We start from the raw sequence: 14,809 nt of genomic DNA, 5'->3' as shown, positions 1-14,809 counted from the left end.
GGAATCACGAAATGATCCTGACTGCACATGAAGTCAAACCCGGCCCGCACTGGGCCCGTGTCCACCCTGATGCCGAATGGTTCCTTCTCGACATCCAGCAACCCGACGGGCTGAGCTACGGCCTGGCCGAGGCGGAATTCGTCCCGGTATCCCGCCCCGGCACCCTTCCCAGTGGCCTGCTGACGGCGGATCACCCGCTGGCCAAGCACATCGCGGAGCAGTGTGACCGTCACCGCCGTGCCGAGGCAGCCCTGGCTGCCGCCGCGGACGATATTCAAAAGATTTGCGAGGCCTTCAAGACGAGGCCCATCGATATCGACACGGAATCCGACCGGATCGCCATCAGGTTCGATCCGGAAACCCGAATCTTGCGCGACGCCACCGCCGAGAAAGCCCGACAGCTACTGCCAGCATGGAACACGAGCGAACCTGTCGGCTTCGACTGTGGATTCGTTTATGTCGGCAGACCGGTACTTGGCGAAAAGATCGTCCTGGTCATCTACAGCCTGAAGCCAGAGGACGCCGAACCCGCCCCCACGCCGATTGCCGAGCCGCCGATCGAGCAACAAGAGGACGCCGACCATGCCACGGCTACGCCCCTCGGTCGAGACTGAGCTGGGCACCGAGATCCAGTGCGCCAAGTGCGGCGAGTTCTGGCCGGCAGAGAAGGATTTCTTCTACTTCCACAAAGGCCGGCCGCACTCCTGGTGCAAGGACTGCTACAGCAACGACCCAAAGATCATCGCCAAGAACCTGCGACACAAACAACTGGCCGCCGCCCGCTACGAGGCCAAGAAACAGAAGGATTCGAACCATGCAAACCATCCGAAACCCGCGTGAAATCCGCCGCCTTGCCGGTCTCAACCAGCTGCAATTCTGGAGCCGCATCGGCGTCACCCAGTCCGGCGGCAGCCGCTATGAGAGCGGCCGCGCCATGCCCAAACCGACCCAGGAACTGTTCCGCCTGGTCTACGTCGAGCGCGTCGACCTCAGCAAGATCAACAAGCAGGACATGGAGATCGTCGACTACCTGAAAGAGACCCACCCGGATCTGTACCAGTCTCTGAAGAAGGCCGTGAAGCCGATCAGCGAAACCCTGCAGCAAGGGGCCGAGGCATGACCCGAGTGCCCTACATGGCCTATGCCGACCACCACATCGTGGAGCGGCCGGTGTGCCAGCGCTGCCAGGGCACCGGCCAGCGCTGGAGCAACAGCCAGGAAGAAATGGTGAGCTGCGTGTCCTGCTGTGGCACCGGCTACGTGATCGCGTCGGCCTACCCGGCTGACGAGTTTGAGAGTGATGGGGGTGAACTGTGAGCAACTACCAATGTGAAGCGTGCGGCAAGTACAAAAAGGCCGACGTCAGCAAGATCGGCGTCGGCGACAAGGTCAACTTCGTCATTACGACCCAGCCGAGCAGCCAAACCATGCGCATCAGCAGCAAAGACGGCGAGGTAATGGAAGTCGACGGCGACGTCCTGACCATCAAGGTCAAGCGTGGCGGCACCTACAAACAGCGCCGGCAGGATGTCACTCCGGAAGGTGCTCCTGGAGCGCTGACCTATGCCATGTTTGGCCACTGCAACTGCGGCGAGGAGACCAAAGCATGAGCAACCTTGCCAAGCTGGCCACCGCAGTGCAGAACGCCTGCGCACGCACGGCCCGTGATTTCGGCGGCGTGATGGGCCCGACCATCGCTGATTCCATCCTGGCCGAGGATCTGACCTACCTGGTGGCGGCGCATGTGGGCGAAGTCAATGACGGCTTTGAGCGCGGCCTCGAAGCTGCCCGTGATGGTGTTCAAGAACTCTGGGCTGGCTTCGACGATTTAGCCTTTGAAGGGCAACCGGAGGAATGGAGCGAGAAGCTGTTTGCCCGCATCGCCTACTACCACGACAGCGGCGACCCCAGCGTTGGTATCCCCGCTCGCTCGGGCTGGTCTCTGGCTGATGATCAGTCCGGCACAGTGATCACCGAACTGGCGACGCTGGCCGTCCAGCCCGCCACACCCACTCCGGAACAGGCTCAACTGGGCCTCGATGTCCCCGATGCAGTCCTCAAAGACGCCGCTCGCTGGCAGATCATTAAACAACTCGCCTCTGAGAATGGTGGCCAAGCTCTGTCCATCCTGGTCATGTACTGCGGCCTGACGGAGTGCGACACAGCTGCCCTGGATGCGGCCATCGACAAGGTGATTGCCGAGAATGCCGCCGACCGGGCGGAAGGCCCCACCCCATGACCACCGCCCACATCCAGACCGTCTCCGGCCGCTACGTGGATCTGCTGCACCCCAACGCGGCCGACATCGAGATCCGTGACATCGCTCACCACCTCGCCCACCTGTGCCGCTTCGGCGGCGCCGTGCGCGAGTTCTACAGCGTGGCGGAGCACTCGCTGCGGGTGGCCCAGATCCTGCCGCCGGCGCTGCGCCTGGCCGGGCTGCTGCACGACGCCGCCGAGGCCTATGTAGGCGACGTGATCAGCCCGCTCAAGCGCAACCTGGCCAGCTACCAGTACGTCGAGGAGCTGGTGCACGACGCGGTGCGCAGCCGTTTCGGCCTCAAGCTGAGCGGGGCCGACCGCGCCACCGTGACCCGCGCCGACATCGTGCTGCTCGCTACCGAGCGGCGCGACCTGATGCCGGCGGACAGCACGGAATGGGCGGTGCTGGTGGGGGTGGCTCCCCTGCCGGAACGCATCCGCCCGATGCCGGCCGAGGCGGCCCGCGCCGCCTTCCTGCGCGCATTCGAGGAATTCGCCCAGCTCGATCTGCTGGGCGCGTAAACAACAACAAGGTGTGGCAATGGCACTGCAAATCCTGTCCCTTCTTCCGTTTTCCAGCGACCGCCGGGTCTACCGCTCGTTCGGCCACGCCATCGTCGCCGAGCCTGGGCTGGTGGCCGTGGCGCCGCTGTCGTCTCTGGACGGCTCGCTGCAGGGCATGGTGGACGGCTGCCCGGTCCCCTGGACCGAGGCCTGGGCGGTGATCGACACCCCCACTCGCTCCGAAGTGGACCTGGGCGGCATCGACTTCGCGCCGGCGGCGGTCAAGCGGCTGGCCGAGATGGACCGTGCCGGCTGGGCGCTGGGCGTTCTGCCAGAACTGAAGGCCGTGCTGTTCGGGCACGACTGCGGCCTCAAGGTGGCCATTGCTGCCGACTTGGTATTCAAGGGGGACCACCGCCATGTCTGATATCACAGACGACATCCTGGCCGAGCTGCTGCCGCGGGCGCTGACCGCCTCCGAGCTACTGCGGCGCCCCAGGCTGGCCCACGTGCCGGCGCACATCGTGCACGACGCGCTGGACGCCCTGGTCGACGTCGGCGTGCTGGTAGCGCTGCCGATCGAGCGAAACGACAGCGGCTACCTGGTCACTGGCATACCGCTGCCGGCGCCGGCCGACGAGCCCGCCATCCCCGCCTTCCTACTGAAGTAAGCGAGCGCAGCATGACACCAAACAACAACCCCGCCATGGGGGAATGGTTCGCTCGCCTCAAAAGCGAGATCGATCTGCACGACCTGGCCGATCGGCTGGGCATGGAACGCCAGGGACGCGACGGCAATTACTTCTCACCGTCCCGCAAGGAAAAGCACCCCTCGCTGTCGATCTACGTCAACCATGAAAAGCACGGCACCGGCTGGAAGGACCACACCGCCGACATCGGCGGCACGAGCATCGACCTGGTGATGTACGCCGGCCGTGCCAACGACCCGATGGACGCCGCCAATCTGCTGGCGGACTGGTACACCATCCCACGCCCCAGCCGGGAGAAGAGCGCGGTACCGGAGCGCAAGAGCACGGTGGAATACATCGCCGAGCGCTGTCTGAAGGACACCGAGCCGGCCGTGGCCTACCTGACCGGGCGCGGCATCGCCGAGCAGGTAGTCCACGATGCCATCCGCCGGCGTGCGATCGGCTGGAACACCTGGACCTCGACCAAGGTGGCCGAGGGCGAGCCAGGGTACGGCGGCCCGGCGGTCGCCTTCATCGTGCGCAGCCTGGCCGGCGCCAAGGTGGTGGCGGTGGATCTGCGCTACGCCGACCCGGCGCTGAACGGCGACGTGAAAACCCAATGCCAGGGCGAGAAGGTCGGCTTTTTCTGGACCTCCGACCTCGCCCGCCTGAAGCGGGCGCATACCGTCTACGTGGTGGAGAGCCCGATCAACGCCCTGTCGATCGAAACCGCCCTGCAGAACTATCCCGGCGTCGCCGTGGTGGCGATCCGCGGCGTGGCCAACACCAACCTCGACTGGAGCTGGGCGCGCGGCAAGAAAGTGATCGTGGCGCTCGATCACACCGACAAGCTGAACGAGAAAACCCGTACCCGCCCCGGCATGGAAGCGGCGTGGAAGGTGGCTGACGCACTGACCGCCAGCGATATCGCCAATCGCCTGGTGGACATGCTGGACTGGGAGGAAGGCGAGGACATCAACGATGTGCTGAAGGACCACGGTGCCGAGGAGCTGCGAATCCGGCTGAAAAAGCTGGACCAGTGGCTGATCCCGGGGCAGCCGTCGGTCGACGCCGATCGCCGTCACCAGCTCAATGGCCGCCAGCGCGTCTTCCTGCAGGGTCACGACCTGTCCGTCTACTGGCGCTACCAGGTACTGGACGACTTCACCCGGCACGTCGACGAGTTCAAGGACAGCAAGGACGACGACGGCAAGGTGAGCCGCAGCGAGGTCTACGGCGACTTGTGTTCCTTCCGCGTGGCCGGTCTGTCTCGCCTGCGGATTCAGTCGCACCTGTCGACCATCAACGGCATGCCGGACAACCAGCCGGAAACCGTGTTCGGCATCAGCTGCCAGCTGGCGCGCAACGGCCCCCACTTGCAGCGCGAGGTGGTGACCGGCGACAAGCTCTACAACCTGGAATGGTGGAAGGCCAAGTTCGGCCACATCTGGAACCCGGCCAAGTTCGCCCGCATGGTGAACATCCTGGAGCGTTCGGCCGATCTGGCGGCTCGTGATGTGGTGAACTTCGTCGGGCTCGCCTGGCGCGGCGAAGAGCTGGCCGCCCTCGAGGGCAACGATTGCTTTTTCGTCGAGCCGCAGAAGCAGTGCCTGTACAACAACATGAGCTTTCCGCGCGGTTCCACCCAGAACGCCCGCGCGGTAATCAATGCCTATCAGGCCACCTTCAAGGAAAACGCCGCTGCCATCGGCCTGGTATGGGGCCTGGGCGCGCACCTGAAGAACGTGCTGGGCTTCTACCCCCACTTCCAGATGCAGGCCGAGAAGGGGTCGGGCAAATCCAAGCTACTGGAGAGCATGCAGGCTACGCTAGCCTTCCAGGTGCTGTCCGGCCAGATGCTCAAGACCGACCACCGGCGCCGGGCGTCGGTGTCGTACACCACCCACCCAGTGGGCTGGGACGAATTCTCCAAGCTGCCGAAGTCCATCCTGTCCGACATCGACGGCCTGCTGCAGTCCACCTACCGCTTCGAATTCACCCGCGTTGGCGCCACCCTGACGCCCTACCTGATGTGCGCCCCGGTGCTGTTGGCCGGCGAGGAAGTGGACGTGGAGAGCCTGCAGTCGAAGATCTGCCGCACCACCCTGGCCATCGCCAAACAGGGCGCCATCATCCCGCACGAGCTGCCGCAGTTCCCTGTGTGGGAGTGGCTGCAGTTCCTGGCCGGCATCGATGCCGCCCGCATCCGTGACACCCACAAGCGCTACGTGGCGTTCTGCCAGCAGCGCGGCCGTGCCGGTGAAGGCGACGCCACCGCCAAGCGGATGATGGAGAACTACGCCGCGATCATGACCGCCTGGGCGCTGCTGACCGAGTTCGCCGGCATCGACATCGGCCAGGGCGACTTCATCGAAGACATCATCGCCGAGATGAACGCCCACATCGCCGACACCGACGGCACCCGCCTGCCGTGGGTGTGGATCATGGAGATCCTGCTGTCCGAGCTCGCCGCCCAGCGCTTCGAGCACCCCTATTGCTGGGACACCTTGGTGGTCGACGGTCGCGAGGAGGAATGCCTGTTCGTGCTGCCCTCGCACGTCATGGACCACATCAGCACGGCGCCGCACCTGCGCGCCAAGTTCGACCACCTCCCCGTCAAGACCGGCCGCATCTTCAAGCGCCAGCTGCTGCAGAGCGGCGTGGTGGTGGACGAGGACGTCGAGAAAACAGTCGGCCGCCGGCGCCAGGCGCACATGGTGGCCATCAGCGTGAGCAAGCTGGCCCAGCTGGGGCTGCATGCGGCGCCGGTGTTTGAGCGTGGATATTGATCAACATGGCCAAGGTTGGCCGAAGGGAGGAAGTCATGAGCATTGGATACTGGGACGTAATCGAGAATGAGACTGGGGACAAATTTGCATGCCAGAGGACTCCTATTTCTAGCGATAGCGAGTTTGAAACTACCGGATGGTTCACCAGCCATGAAGCTGCAGCCCGATGCTGTGATGAACTCAATTCGGAAGTAGAGGATGAGCTGGCAGCCCTTCCTGAGCACCTGCGCTAAACCCGGCCACTTCGCTTTTCTGAAAGAACATCACCATGCCACACCCCGCCACGCTTACCTTTGAGCAGTTCGCCGCCCTGACCCCGGCCGAGCGGCTGGACCACCTGAAGGGCTACCCCATCATCACCGAGAGCCAGGGCTTCCTGGACGGCACCAAGCGCGTGGGCGAAGCCGGCGCCGTCATCACCAAGCACCGCGCCCTGGTGCGTGGCATCCCGATCGGCGGCTGGTACACCACGCCGGCCGTCGCCATCGATGCCGCCCGCGACTTCCTGGAGGACTGGGACGGCGAGCTGTAGCCCCGCAGGCCCCAGACGACACCGCGCCCGAGAACGGCGCGGTTTTTTTGGGCCCGGGGCAGGCTTCCGCCATCGGGTAGCGCAGTATCAGAAAAAACCTGTGGATTTCGGCCCAATCCCAACCTAAGTCATTGATTTATGAGAAAACACAATCCACGGTTTGCCAAAAATTTCCACGGAATCACTTCCAATTTCCACGGCTTGCCCGTTTTTTTCCACCGGGCCATTTTCCGGCGCCGCCCCCTTCTCTTTCTCTTTTTCTTTAAAAAACAAGAAGAAAGAGAAAGAAAGCGGAGAAAAGAAGGGGTGAAGGGAATCCACGGGTTTGAGCCACTGCCTATTTTTTAAGCCACAGATTGTGAAGGCGTTCCACAGGTTTTCCGTGGGTCATAAATAGTGGCAAAGTATTGATTTGAATGGTATTTCCGATACCATCGACGGAAATCCACACGTCCACGGGTAAATTTGCCTGTGTCCCCCCGGAGATCGAAATGAACCGCTTGTTCGAAGAGTTCCTTCTCTTCAAAGCTGATAACGACGGGCTGGCCGATCGCAGCGTGCGGGCCTACCGCGACATCCTGGTGCGCTACGAGGCCTGGCTGGACGGCCGCGACCCCCTCGAGGTCAACGGCGACCAGCTGCTGGCCTTCTGCGGCCCCTACCTGCACAAGCAGCTGAAACTGGCGCCGGTGAGCCGCACCCCTTATGTGGCCTGCATCCACGAGCTCTACCGCTATCTGTCGGCCGTGCGCGGGCTGACCGGCCGCGATCCCTCCCAGGCCGTGCCCTACCCACGCAAGCCGGGCAAATTACCGCGGGTGGCGACGCTGGACACCGCCGAGCGCCTGATGTGGGCGCCGGACTTCAACACCTTCGAGGGCGTGCGCGATGCGGCCATGCTGGCGCTGCTGCTGGGCTGCGGCCTGCGCGTGAGCGGCCTCGCGGCACTCAACGAGGGGAACCTGACTACCCAGGTTGTCGACGGCGAGCCGCGCCTGGCGCTCAAGCCGATCGAGAAAGGCGGCAAGGAACGCCTGATCCCGGTTCCCCGCGAAGCCGATCTGCTGCTGCGCGTGTACATGGAGCACCCGGATCTGGAGGGAATCGACCGATCGACCCCGAGCGGCGACCGCGTGCTGTTCATCACCACCCGCAACCGCCGCTGCCCCGCTCACGAGTATTACGGCGAGCGCCGCCGCTTCTCCACGCGCGGGGTGTTCGCCATGATCCAGCGCCACGGCAAGGCGGCCGGCATCCCCGAGGAGCAGCTGAACCCCCATGCCCTGCGCCACCTGTTTGGCACCGAGCTGGCCGAGGGCGATATCGATCTGCTCGAGCGCCAGAACCTGATGGGCCACAAGGACCCGAAGTCGACCGCCATCTACACCCACCTGGCGTTCCGCAAGCTGACCAAGAGCGTTGACCAGGCCAACCCGCTGGCCAAGGTCACCACGCCAGTCAGCCAGCTGCTGGGGGAGATGAGCAGACAACCATCAGGACACGTCCGTGGTCGTCGTTGATTCTTACAAGCCATAGTGCAGGAATTAACTTGCAGGGTAGACACGCCGTCGAGAGGGACGTGCAGCGGTTTCGCAAAGTCACCTTCAGAACGGGCTAAATCAGAAATCAGACTGCACCTGTCTCCACTTCGCCTTCTGTCAAAAAGCGAAGTCACCCAACGACGGGACGGGCATCACAAGGGGGTAAACGGTATGGAAAAGCGAAGTGGTGTGATGGGAATTGCAAGGAGTGTCCCTGTCGGCCTCTCCGCCCCGCTAGGGGTGGGGGGTCGGCAAGGCCATCCGACCACCACCCGGCAGGGGGGTGGGTACCTGGATGTCTGCACCTCTTCTCAACTTCAGGTAGGGGCTTCCCAAAAAAATTTCGCGCGCGATCCGCGCTTGGATCATTTGCGCCTGATGGGCATGAACGCCACCTGGCAGCGCGTCGCCGCCGAGATAGGCATGGACGCCTTCCTGGCCATGTGGCGCATCCTGGACGCCGAGGAACAGTTTCAGCACCCGAAGGGGAACCTCGAGATCAACCTGCGCCGGTACAAGTCTTACCAGATGTTCCAGCGCAACCTATACATCAAACAACTGGCCAAGGCCGGGCTCAGCCCGAAGGAGATTCATTACCGCCTGGTCGAAGGACTATGTGAAAAACTCGAACCAAGTCGCATAAGCCACATCATCAATAACAAATAAAATCAGAACATGAATAAGAAAAAGACCGCGATCATCTACGCCCGGGTCAGTACCAGTCGCCAGGCCGATGAGGGCATTTCGATCGACAGCCAGATCGAGCAGGCCGAGAAGAAAGCCGCCGAGCTGGGCGCCACTGTTTTGCGAGTATTCCGCGACGATGGTATCTCCGGTCGAACAGCAAACCGGCCCGCCTTCCAGAACGCCATCCAGTTCTGCGAGGGATACGACATCGACTATTTCATCGTCTGGAATACCAGCCGCTTTGCCAGGAATAAACTCGACGCCGCCAGTCATAAAAAGCTGCTCGAGGGTGGCGGCACCAAGGTGGTTTATGTCGCGGTCAACATTGACAATGAAACCGACGAGGGTTGGTTCTCGGAATCGATCTTCGAGATCATGGACGAGCACTACAGCCGGCAAGTGTCCCGCGACACTCGACGCTCCATGCTCAAGAATGCCCGGGACGGTTTCTGGAACGGCGGCACGGTCCCATTCGGATACCAGGTGGTATCCGATGGCCAGCGGAGGCGCCTGCAGGTCCTTGAGCACGAGGCCATCCTGGTGCGGGAAATGTTCGACATGTTCTTTGCCGGATCTGGCTGCAAGCTGATCGCCATGAGCATGAACGAGCGAGGCCTGCTCTACCGTGGCCGAACCTGGACGAAAGGCCACATCACCAACCTGCTGAAAAACCCGGCGTATGCGGGCTATGTGGCATTCAACCGTCGGGACAAAAAAACCGGACGGGATAAACCGGAAAGCGAGTGGATCATGACCAAGTCACATGAGCCGATCGTGAGCGAAGCGGAATCGGAGCGGGTCCGGCACGAACTCAAGATGCGATCGCCTTCTGGCGAAGGTGGCAGCCCGCACAGCACCTTTGTGTTTACCGGCATTCTCCGGTGTGGTGAGTGTGGCGCCGCCATGCAGACTGAAAGCGCCAACGGCCGCAACAAGATCTATCACTACTACAACTGCAGCCGGTCGCAGAAAGGTGGTGGCTGTCGTCCCCGGCGAATCTCGGCTGGACAATTCGACTCCTGGATGATGGACACCATCATTCAACGCATCCTCTCCCCTGAGCGCATGCGTGAGGTCATTGCCGAAGTGCGCGAGCTCACCAACAACTGGCAGGAAGATCGTGATCGGCGGATCGCCGGCGTGATGCGACACATCAAGGAAGCCAACAAGCGCCGTCAGAATCTCTTCGACATCCTCGAGCTGCACGGTAAAGACGCACCCAACCTGGGCGATCTGACCGTGCGGCTGCGTGAGATCAACGCCAACATCAAGGCCCTGCAGGATGAGCTGGCCGTGATCGAGTCCGAGGAAATGCCCGAGGTCGACATATCGGAGAACCAGGTTCGGATCGCTACCGAAACGATGGTCAACATCTTGAGAGGCACTACGGACAACAAAAAGCTGAGATTGCTGATGGGCCAGTTTATTGACCGCATCGTGCTGAACAGCGCTGACGTTGAGATGGAATACCGACCCGAACGGATCGTTGGCACAAATGAAAAGTGCCGTGAACCTGTGGTTCACAGCACTGAATTCTGGCTCCCCGAGCAGGGCTCGAACCTGCGACCTGCGGATTAACAGTCCGTCGCTCTACCAACTGAGCTATCAGGGAACATCTAAAGAGAAAGCAATTGTATTGAACGAAAATCCACCCGTCAAGCGATCTCGCATTATTTTTATCTCAAACCACCCGGGCGGCAGCGACAGGAGCAGTCTGGCTTCTTCCGAACGGCCCCGGGTTGGGGAGCGGATCATCCCGGTACGCACCGCGCCACCCTGCAAGCCTTGCCGGCGGCGGCGCTCCGCGTAGAGCCTGCTCACGATCTTTTTATGAGCGGCGCGGCCCCGGCAAACAGCCCTAATAGGAGGCGGACGACGCCGGCCTTGGCATTGCAAGGCCAAGCCTGCCAACGACGTCGTTGGCCGTTTGCCGGCCCCGCCGGTGTGATCGGGTGCGGCCGCCGCTACAAAAAGATCGTGAACGGGTTGTTACAGCGCCAGCAGCGAGACGACGCGATAGCGGCTCACGCCCAGCAGGGCCGGGATGACGCCGAGGAAGGAGCGGTAGTCGCCGGCCTGGTTCAGGCGCGCGTTGAAATCGGCCACGAACTCCTGCGCCCAGCTCTGCTCGCCCATGCGCGACAGCTGGTCGATGGCGTCACGCGCCTGGTCGATGGCGCTGGCGATGGCACTGTGTGCCTGGCGCAGCTGCGACAGGGCGCTTACCACACGCTGCAGGGTCTGGCGCACGTGGGCATGGTCGTTCACCTGCCACTCGCCGGTTGCCAGCCGCTCCGGTTCGGCCTCGGTCTTGACGCGCTGCGGCTGGCCGGAGGGGAAGCGGACGCCGCCGCCGCGTACCGCGAGGCGGTCGCGGATGGCCGGCCAGGCCGCCTCGTCCACCGAGAAGCCGAGCTGGCCGTCGTCGTTGATGGCCGCGCGGATGCCTGACGGTGCCAGGGCGCGGTTGAGGCGGCGCATGATCTCGTCTTCGCTGACGTCGCCGCCGACGTTGAACGACATCGCGGCGGTGCCGCGCTCGCCGCTGAACAGCGCCAGCGTTTCCGCGGGCCCGCGGCGCAGGCTGTCGAGGTCCATGCCGCGTACGGTGAAGTCTTGCCGGGCGTCGGCCGCCAGATGGAAACGCAGCTTGCCGTCGACGCTGCCGCCGCTTTGGGCATGGCGCTGCGCCAGGGTGGTGGCGAAGCGGCCGATGCGGGCCTCCAGCCCTTCCCGGTCGATGCGGCGCTGGGCGAGCTGCTGGCTGAGGTCGGTCTTGAGCTGCTCCAGCTGGCCCGCCAGGCCGTCGACGAAGCCCAGGGCGCGCTGGGCGGCGGTGAGCTGCTCGTTGAGCTGGCTGCTGTAGCGCCAGCCGCTGGCAGCCGTGGTGCCGGCCACGGCCGATTCGGCCGGGGCTTGCGGCGTGCTGCGCAGATCGGTGGCCGCCGGCGCCGGCTGCACGCCGCCGGGGCTGTTGCGACGCGTGCGGCTGCTGGTGGAGTCCAGCGAGGAAATCAGGGAATTCATGGTGAAAGCGGCCTCAGATCACGTCGAACAGGCTGAGCGCGCTGATCTTGCCGTAGGCTTTCTGGCTGGCCTGCACCGCCAGCAGGTAGCTGTTCATGTTGATCGACGCCTCGGCGTAGTCGAGGTTGCCGAGGTTGGCGATGCTCTGCTGGTTGGCCAGGCTGACGTTGCTGTGGTTGTCGTCCATCATCTGCAGGGTATTCTGCGCCCCGCCCAGCTGGGCGATCTTGACGCCGATGGCCTTGAGCGCGGTATCGGTGCCGTCGAGGGTCTGGCGCACGGTCTGGCCCACGCTCGGGTTGCCCGGGTCGAGCGTCGGGCTTTGCAGGGTGTCGATGGTCTGGTCGAGCTGGTTGAGGAAGGCGGCCATGTCTTCCAGCGTGACGTTGGCGGGCTGGGTGACGCCGTGCCCGATCACCACCTGCTGGCGGTCGGTGTTGCCGCTGAAGCTGTAGCGGCTGCCGGCGGGCTGCGTGTTGTCGACGGCGATGGTCTGGGTGGCGCTGGCGGTGCCGGAGAACAGGTAGCGGCCTTCCTGGTCCTTGGTGTTGGCGGCGTAGAACAGGCTGTCGCGCAGGTTGGCGAGCGAGCTCGACATGGCGCGCAGGTCGTCCGCGGTATTGCCGCCGTCGGCGGCCCACACCAGCAGGTCGCGCGCCTGCATCATGTCCTTGCTCATGCCGTCGAGGTAGGACTCGTTCATCGACAGCCGCGAGCGCAACGCGGCGATGTTGTCGCGGTACTGGGTCAGCGCCGCCTCTTCGCGCTGCAGGCGCAGCAGCCGCACGCTGGCGACCGGGTCGTCGGACGGCACCAGCAGGCGGTCGCCGGAGGACATCTGTTGCTGCAGGTCGGCGAGCCGGCTGTTGGCCGACTGCATGGCGGCGCTCATCGAGGCCTGGAACTGGTTACTGGCTACGCGCATGGTGGCTTCCTCAGAAAATCGCCAGGGTGCTGTCGAACAGCTGGTTGGCGACGGCGATGACTTTCATGTTGGCCTGGTACATCTTCTGGAACTCGACCAGGTTGATCGCTTCTTCATCGCTGTTGACGCCGCTGGTCGACTTCCAGTTCTTCTCGGCCTCGCCGCGCACTACCGAGGCGGTCTCCAGCCCGGCCTTGTTCTGCTGGCTGTCGATGGCGAGGTGGCCGGTGAGCTGGGCGTAGGCATCGCTGATGGTGACGTTGCCGAGCCCGGTCATGGCGATGCTCTGGTCCTTGATGGCGATCAGCGCCAGCAGGTTGTCGCTGTTGGCGGGCTTGGCGGGATCGCTGGAGAAGCCCAGCTGGTCGGCCTGGATGGCGCTGACCTGGAGCATGCCGCTGGTGCTGGCCGCATCGAAGACGAACAGCGCCGCGCCGGCTTGGCCGTTGAGGTCGAAACCGCTGGCAAGCTGGGCGTTGGTGCGCGTCGCCAGTTCGCCGGCCAGGGTGCGTACCGCGTCGGTCATCGGCTGCAGCACCGCGCTCTGGTACTGGTTGAGCCCGCCCAGCTGGCCGCCCAGGTTGTCGTTGGGCAGCGTGAAGCGCTCCTTGGCGAACTGCAGCGTCATGGTCTGCGTGCCGTTGACGTTGCCCTGCGCGGCGAGCGTGGCGGCGGTATTGCCGATCACCAGCGGCTGCCCGCCGCGCAGCGTGACGCTGAGGCTGCCGTCCGGCTGCTGGCTGACGCGCACGTCGACCAGCGCGGCCAGCGCGTCGATCTGGCGGTCGCGCTCGTCGAGCAGCCCGGAGGCGTTGGTGCCGACCGCGTCGGCCTCCGCCACCTTGCCGTTGAGTGCGGCGATGGACTGGGTGATGGTATTGATCTGCGCCAGCGTGGCGCTGCGCTGCTCGTTGAGCGAGGCCTGCTGCGTGGCGAACACACCGTTGAGATTGTTGAAGCGACGCGCCAGCGCGTCGGCCTCGCTGATCACCTGCTGGCGCAAGGGCACCGAACTGGGCTCGACGCTGGCGGCGTTGAGCGCGCTGTAGAACTTGTCGAGGCCGCCCGACAGGCTGGTGCCATCGCTGCCCATGACCTGCTCCAGCTGGGCGAAGTACGGCTGCGCCGCCGCCAGCTCGCCCTGCCCCGCCGCCGCCTGCCACATCTGCAGGTTCTTGTAGCTGTCGCTGAAGCGGCGGATGGCGGTGACGTCGACGCCCATGCCGGCACCGAGGCGGTCGCCCGCGCCCGGCACCAGGGTCGACAGCAGCACGCCCTGGCGCGAATAGCCGGGGGTCATTTCGTTGGAAAGGTTCTGGCTGACCGTGTTGAGCGCGGCCTGGGCGGCGATCGCGCCGGACAGCGCGTTCTGGATCATGCGCATGGCGGGCTGGCTATCTGTGGTTCAGTGGAAAAAACGGCGTGGCGAAGGCGGCCAGGCCGGCGCCCGTCTCGAGCGCCTTCTGGGAAACAGAGGCGACCCCGCCGGCGTTTTCCTTAAGCGCATTATTGCCATTGACCGTTGCGCCGGGCAGCAGCTGCGCCAGGATGACGTTGGCGATGCCGAACACGCGTTGCCGGGCGATCTGGCCGGCCACCGCGGTGTCGGCGAAGTCGAGCAGGTCGCTGTTGATGGACTGGGCGAAGATGCTGTCCTCGCCGGCCATGGAGCGCGTGGTCTTGCGCATCTGCCCCAGCATTTCGCGGACGAACAGCGCCTCGAATTCTTCGGCGGCCTTGCCTGCCTTCTTGCGGTACTCGGCCGAGGGCGGCTGCACCGAGGTCTCGAGGTTGGCCGAAGAACCCTCGGCGCCGCTGCCGGCCTGCTTCACGTCGGTGTTCAGCATGCTCGC

Annotated in this window: 19 protein-coding genes and 1 tRNA gene; 14 read left to right on the top strand and 6 right to left on the bottom strand. The window is 64.0% G+C overall.

All coding sequences use genetic code 11. From position 1 onward, the window contains the following. The first annotated feature begins 11 nt into the window (after positions 1-11). The 11 genes from FURADRAFT_RS20710 (at position 12) to FURADRAFT_RS11955 (ending at position 6,776) form a co-directional block, all read left to right on the top strand. On the top strand, positions 12-614 hold the full coding sequence (locus tag FURADRAFT_RS20710; RefSeq protein ID WP_008954425.1) for a hypothetical protein: 603 nt from the start codon (positions 12-14) through the stop codon (positions 612-614). Then, positions 583-840 carry a hypothetical protein gene (locus tag FURADRAFT_RS20820; protein ID WP_008954424.1) on the top strand — a complete coding sequence of 86 codons (258 nt, stop codon included), beginning with the start codon at positions 583-585 and terminating at the stop codon, positions 838-840. The genes FURADRAFT_RS20710 and FURADRAFT_RS20820 overlap by 32 nt, the downstream gene beginning before the upstream one ends. After that, positions 815-1,120, top strand: a complete 306-nt coding sequence (locus FURADRAFT_RS11995; RefSeq protein ID WP_008954423.1) for a helix-turn-helix domain-containing protein — start codon at positions 815-817, stop codon at positions 1,118-1,120. The genes FURADRAFT_RS20820 and FURADRAFT_RS11995 overlap by 26 nt, the downstream gene beginning before the upstream one ends. Next, entirely contained in the window at positions 1,117-1,317 is a 201-nt protein-coding gene (locus tag FURADRAFT_RS11990) for a hypothetical protein (protein WP_008954422.1), read from the top strand. Before FURADRAFT_RS11995 ends, FURADRAFT_RS11990 begins: the two co-directional genes overlap by 4 nt. After that, complete coding sequence (locus FURADRAFT_RS11985) at positions 1,314-1,610, top strand: hypothetical protein (protein ID WP_008954421.1); 297 nt, start codon at positions 1,314-1,316, stop codon at positions 1,608-1,610. The genes FURADRAFT_RS11990 and FURADRAFT_RS11985 overlap by 4 nt, the downstream gene beginning before the upstream one ends. Continuing rightward, positions 1,607-2,239, top strand: a complete 633-nt coding sequence (locus FURADRAFT_RS11980) for a hypothetical protein (RefSeq protein WP_008954420.1) — start codon at positions 1,607-1,609, stop codon at positions 2,237-2,239. The genes FURADRAFT_RS11985 and FURADRAFT_RS11980 overlap by 4 nt, the downstream gene beginning before the upstream one ends. After that, a complete protein-coding gene (locus FURADRAFT_RS11975) occupies positions 2,236-2,784 on the top strand; it encodes a phosphohydrolase (RefSeq protein WP_008954419.1) in 549 nt (182 codons plus the stop codon). Before FURADRAFT_RS11980 ends, FURADRAFT_RS11975 begins: the two co-directional genes overlap by 4 nt. A gap of 19 nt (positions 2,785-2,803) precedes the next feature. Further along, a complete protein-coding gene (locus FURADRAFT_RS11970; RefSeq protein ID WP_008954418.1) occupies positions 2,804-3,193 on the top strand; it encodes a hypothetical protein in 390 nt (129 codons plus the stop codon). Beyond that, on the top strand, positions 3,186-3,437 hold the full coding sequence (locus FURADRAFT_RS11965) for a hypothetical protein (RefSeq protein ID WP_008954417.1): 252 nt from the start codon (positions 3,186-3,188) through the stop codon (positions 3,435-3,437). Before FURADRAFT_RS11970 ends, FURADRAFT_RS11965 begins: the two co-directional genes overlap by 8 nt. An 11-nt stretch (positions 3,438-3,448) precedes the next feature. Next, positions 3,449-6,244, top strand: a complete 2,796-nt coding sequence (locus tag FURADRAFT_RS11960; RefSeq protein WP_008954416.1) for a toprim domain-containing protein — start codon at positions 3,449-3,451, stop codon at positions 6,242-6,244. A gap of 268 nt (positions 6,245-6,512) precedes the next feature. Further along, positions 6,513-6,776 (top strand): hypothetical protein, encoded by a 264-nt coding sequence (locus FURADRAFT_RS11955; RefSeq protein WP_008954415.1) that lies wholly within the window; start codon positions 6,513-6,515, stop codon positions 6,774-6,776. 123 nt (positions 6,777-6,899) lie between these two features. Here the strand turns inward: FURADRAFT_RS11955 and FURADRAFT_RS20585 are convergent, their stop codons facing one another. Continuing rightward, positions 6,900-7,097, bottom strand: coding sequence for a hypothetical protein (locus tag FURADRAFT_RS20585; protein WP_150105061.1), 198 nt, complete (start codon positions 7,095-7,097; stop codon positions 6,900-6,902). A 170-nt stretch (positions 7,098-7,267) separates the two neighbouring features. Between FURADRAFT_RS20585 and FURADRAFT_RS11950 the strand changes: the two genes are divergently transcribed. The 3 genes from FURADRAFT_RS11950 to FURADRAFT_RS21370 all read left to right on the top strand — a co-directional run bounded on the left by FURADRAFT_RS11950 (position 7,268) and on the right by FURADRAFT_RS21370 (position 10,582). Further along, complete coding sequence (locus tag FURADRAFT_RS11950; protein WP_008954414.1) at positions 7,268-8,296, top strand: tyrosine-type recombinase/integrase; 1,029 nt, start codon at positions 7,268-7,270, stop codon at positions 8,294-8,296. Between the two features lie 192 nt (positions 8,297-8,488). After that, positions 8,489-8,983 carry a hypothetical protein gene (locus tag FURADRAFT_RS20580; RefSeq protein WP_150105060.1) on the top strand — a complete coding sequence of 165 codons (495 nt, stop codon included), beginning with the start codon at positions 8,489-8,491 and terminating at the stop codon, positions 8,981-8,983. Positions 8,984-8,992: 9 nt separating this feature from the next. Further along, on the top strand, positions 8,993-10,582 hold the full coding sequence (locus tag FURADRAFT_RS21370; RefSeq protein ID WP_008954412.1) for a recombinase family protein: 1,590 nt from the start codon (positions 8,993-8,995) through the stop codon (positions 10,580-10,582). On the opposite strand, the gene FURADRAFT_RS11935 is transcribed toward FURADRAFT_RS21370, so the two are convergent. From FURADRAFT_RS11935 to FURADRAFT_RS11915, 5 genes are all read right to left on the bottom strand, one after another. Beyond that, positions 10,541-10,616 (bottom strand) — tRNA-Asn (locus tag FURADRAFT_RS11935). The genes FURADRAFT_RS21370 and FURADRAFT_RS11935 overlap by 42 nt on opposite strands. Positions 10,617-10,993: 377 nt before the next feature. Then, a complete protein-coding gene (locus FURADRAFT_RS11930; RefSeq protein WP_008954411.1) occupies positions 10,994-12,031 on the bottom strand; it encodes a hypothetical protein in 1,038 nt (345 codons plus the stop codon). Positions 12,032-12,044: 13 nt separating this feature from the next. Then, positions 12,045-12,956: a flagellar hook-associated protein FlgL gene (gene flgL / locus FURADRAFT_RS11925; protein WP_008954410.1), complete on the bottom strand. Its 912-nt coding sequence runs from the start codon at positions 12,954-12,956 to the stop codon at positions 12,045-12,047. 10 nt (positions 12,957-12,966) lie between these two features. Next, positions 12,967-14,340, bottom strand: a complete 1,374-nt coding sequence (gene flgK / locus FURADRAFT_RS11920) for a flagellar hook-associated protein FlgK (RefSeq protein WP_008954409.1) — start codon at positions 14,338-14,340, stop codon at positions 12,967-12,969. 10 nt (positions 14,341-14,350) lie between these two features. Then, positions 14,351-14,803 carry a hypothetical protein gene (locus tag FURADRAFT_RS11915; protein WP_008954408.1) on the bottom strand — a complete coding sequence of 151 codons (453 nt, stop codon included), beginning with the start codon at positions 14,801-14,803 and terminating at the stop codon, positions 14,351-14,353. Positions 14,804-14,809: the final 6 nt, after the last annotated feature.

This window comes from Pseudogulbenkiania ferrooxidans 2002, assembly GCF_000174355.1.
Classification (GTDB): domain Bacteria; phylum Pseudomonadota; class Gammaproteobacteria; order Burkholderiales; family Chromobacteriaceae; genus Pseudogulbenkiania; species Pseudogulbenkiania ferrooxidans.
This window is presented reverse-complemented; position numbering and strand designations above follow the sequence as displayed.

Excerpts from the sequence above, each read along its gene's own strand:
- FURADRAFT_RS20710 (WP_008954425.1), top strand. The coding sequence starts at position 12 with ATGATCCTGACTGCACATGAAGTCAAACCCGGCCCGCACTGGGCCCGT.
- FURADRAFT_RS20820 (WP_008954424.1), top strand. The coding sequence starts at position 583 with ATGCCACGGCTACGCCCCTCGGTCGAGACTGAGCTGGGCACCGAGATC.
- FURADRAFT_RS11995 (WP_008954423.1), top strand. The coding sequence starts at position 815 with ATGCAAACCATCCGAAACCCGCGTGAAATCCGCCGCCTTGCCGGTCTC.
- FURADRAFT_RS11990 (WP_008954422.1), top strand. The coding sequence starts at position 1,117 with ATGACCCGAGTGCCCTACATGGCCTATGCCGACCACCACATCGTGGAG.
- FURADRAFT_RS11980 (WP_008954420.1), top strand. The coding sequence starts at position 1,607 with ATGAGCAACCTTGCCAAGCTGGCCACCGCAGTGCAGAACGCCTGCGCA.
- FURADRAFT_RS11975 (WP_008954419.1), top strand. The coding sequence starts at position 2,236 with ATGACCACCGCCCACATCCAGACCGTCTCCGGCCGCTACGTGGATCTG.
- FURADRAFT_RS11970 (WP_008954418.1), top strand. The coding sequence starts at position 2,804 with ATGGCACTGCAAATCCTGTCCCTTCTTCCGTTTTCCAGCGACCGCCGG.
- FURADRAFT_RS11965 (WP_008954417.1), top strand. The coding sequence starts at position 3,186 with ATGTCTGATATCACAGACGACATCCTGGCCGAGCTGCTGCCGCGGGCG.
- FURADRAFT_RS11960 (WP_008954416.1), top strand. The coding sequence starts at position 3,449 with ATGACACCAAACAACAACCCCGCCATGGGGGAATGGTTCGCTCGCCTC.
- FURADRAFT_RS11955 (WP_008954415.1), top strand. The coding sequence starts at position 6,513 with ATGCCACACCCCGCCACGCTTACCTTTGAGCAGTTCGCCGCCCTGACC.
- FURADRAFT_RS11950 (WP_008954414.1), top strand. The coding sequence starts at position 7,268 with ATGAACCGCTTGTTCGAAGAGTTCCTTCTCTTCAAAGCTGATAACGAC.
- FURADRAFT_RS20580 (WP_150105060.1), top strand. The coding sequence starts at position 8,489 with ATGGAAAAGCGAAGTGGTGTGATGGGAATTGCAAGGAGTGTCCCTGTC.
- FURADRAFT_RS21370 (WP_008954412.1), top strand. The coding sequence starts at position 8,993 with ATGAATAAGAAAAAGACCGCGATCATCTACGCCCGGGTCAGTACCAGT.
- FURADRAFT_RS11930 (WP_008954411.1), bottom strand. The coding sequence starts at position 12,031 with ATGAATTCCCTGATTTCCTCGCTGGACTCCACCAGCAGCCGCACGCGT.
- flgL (WP_008954410.1), bottom strand. The coding sequence starts at position 12,956 with ATGCGCGTAGCCAGTAACCAGTTCCAGGCCTCGATGAGCGCCGCCATG.
- flgK (WP_008954409.1), bottom strand. The coding sequence starts at position 14,340 with ATGCGCATGATCCAGAACGCGCTGTCCGGCGCGATCGCCGCCCAGGCC.
- FURADRAFT_RS11915 (WP_008954408.1), bottom strand. The coding sequence starts at position 14,803 with ATGCTGAACACCGACGTGAAGCAGGCCGGCAGCGGCGCCGAGGGTTCT.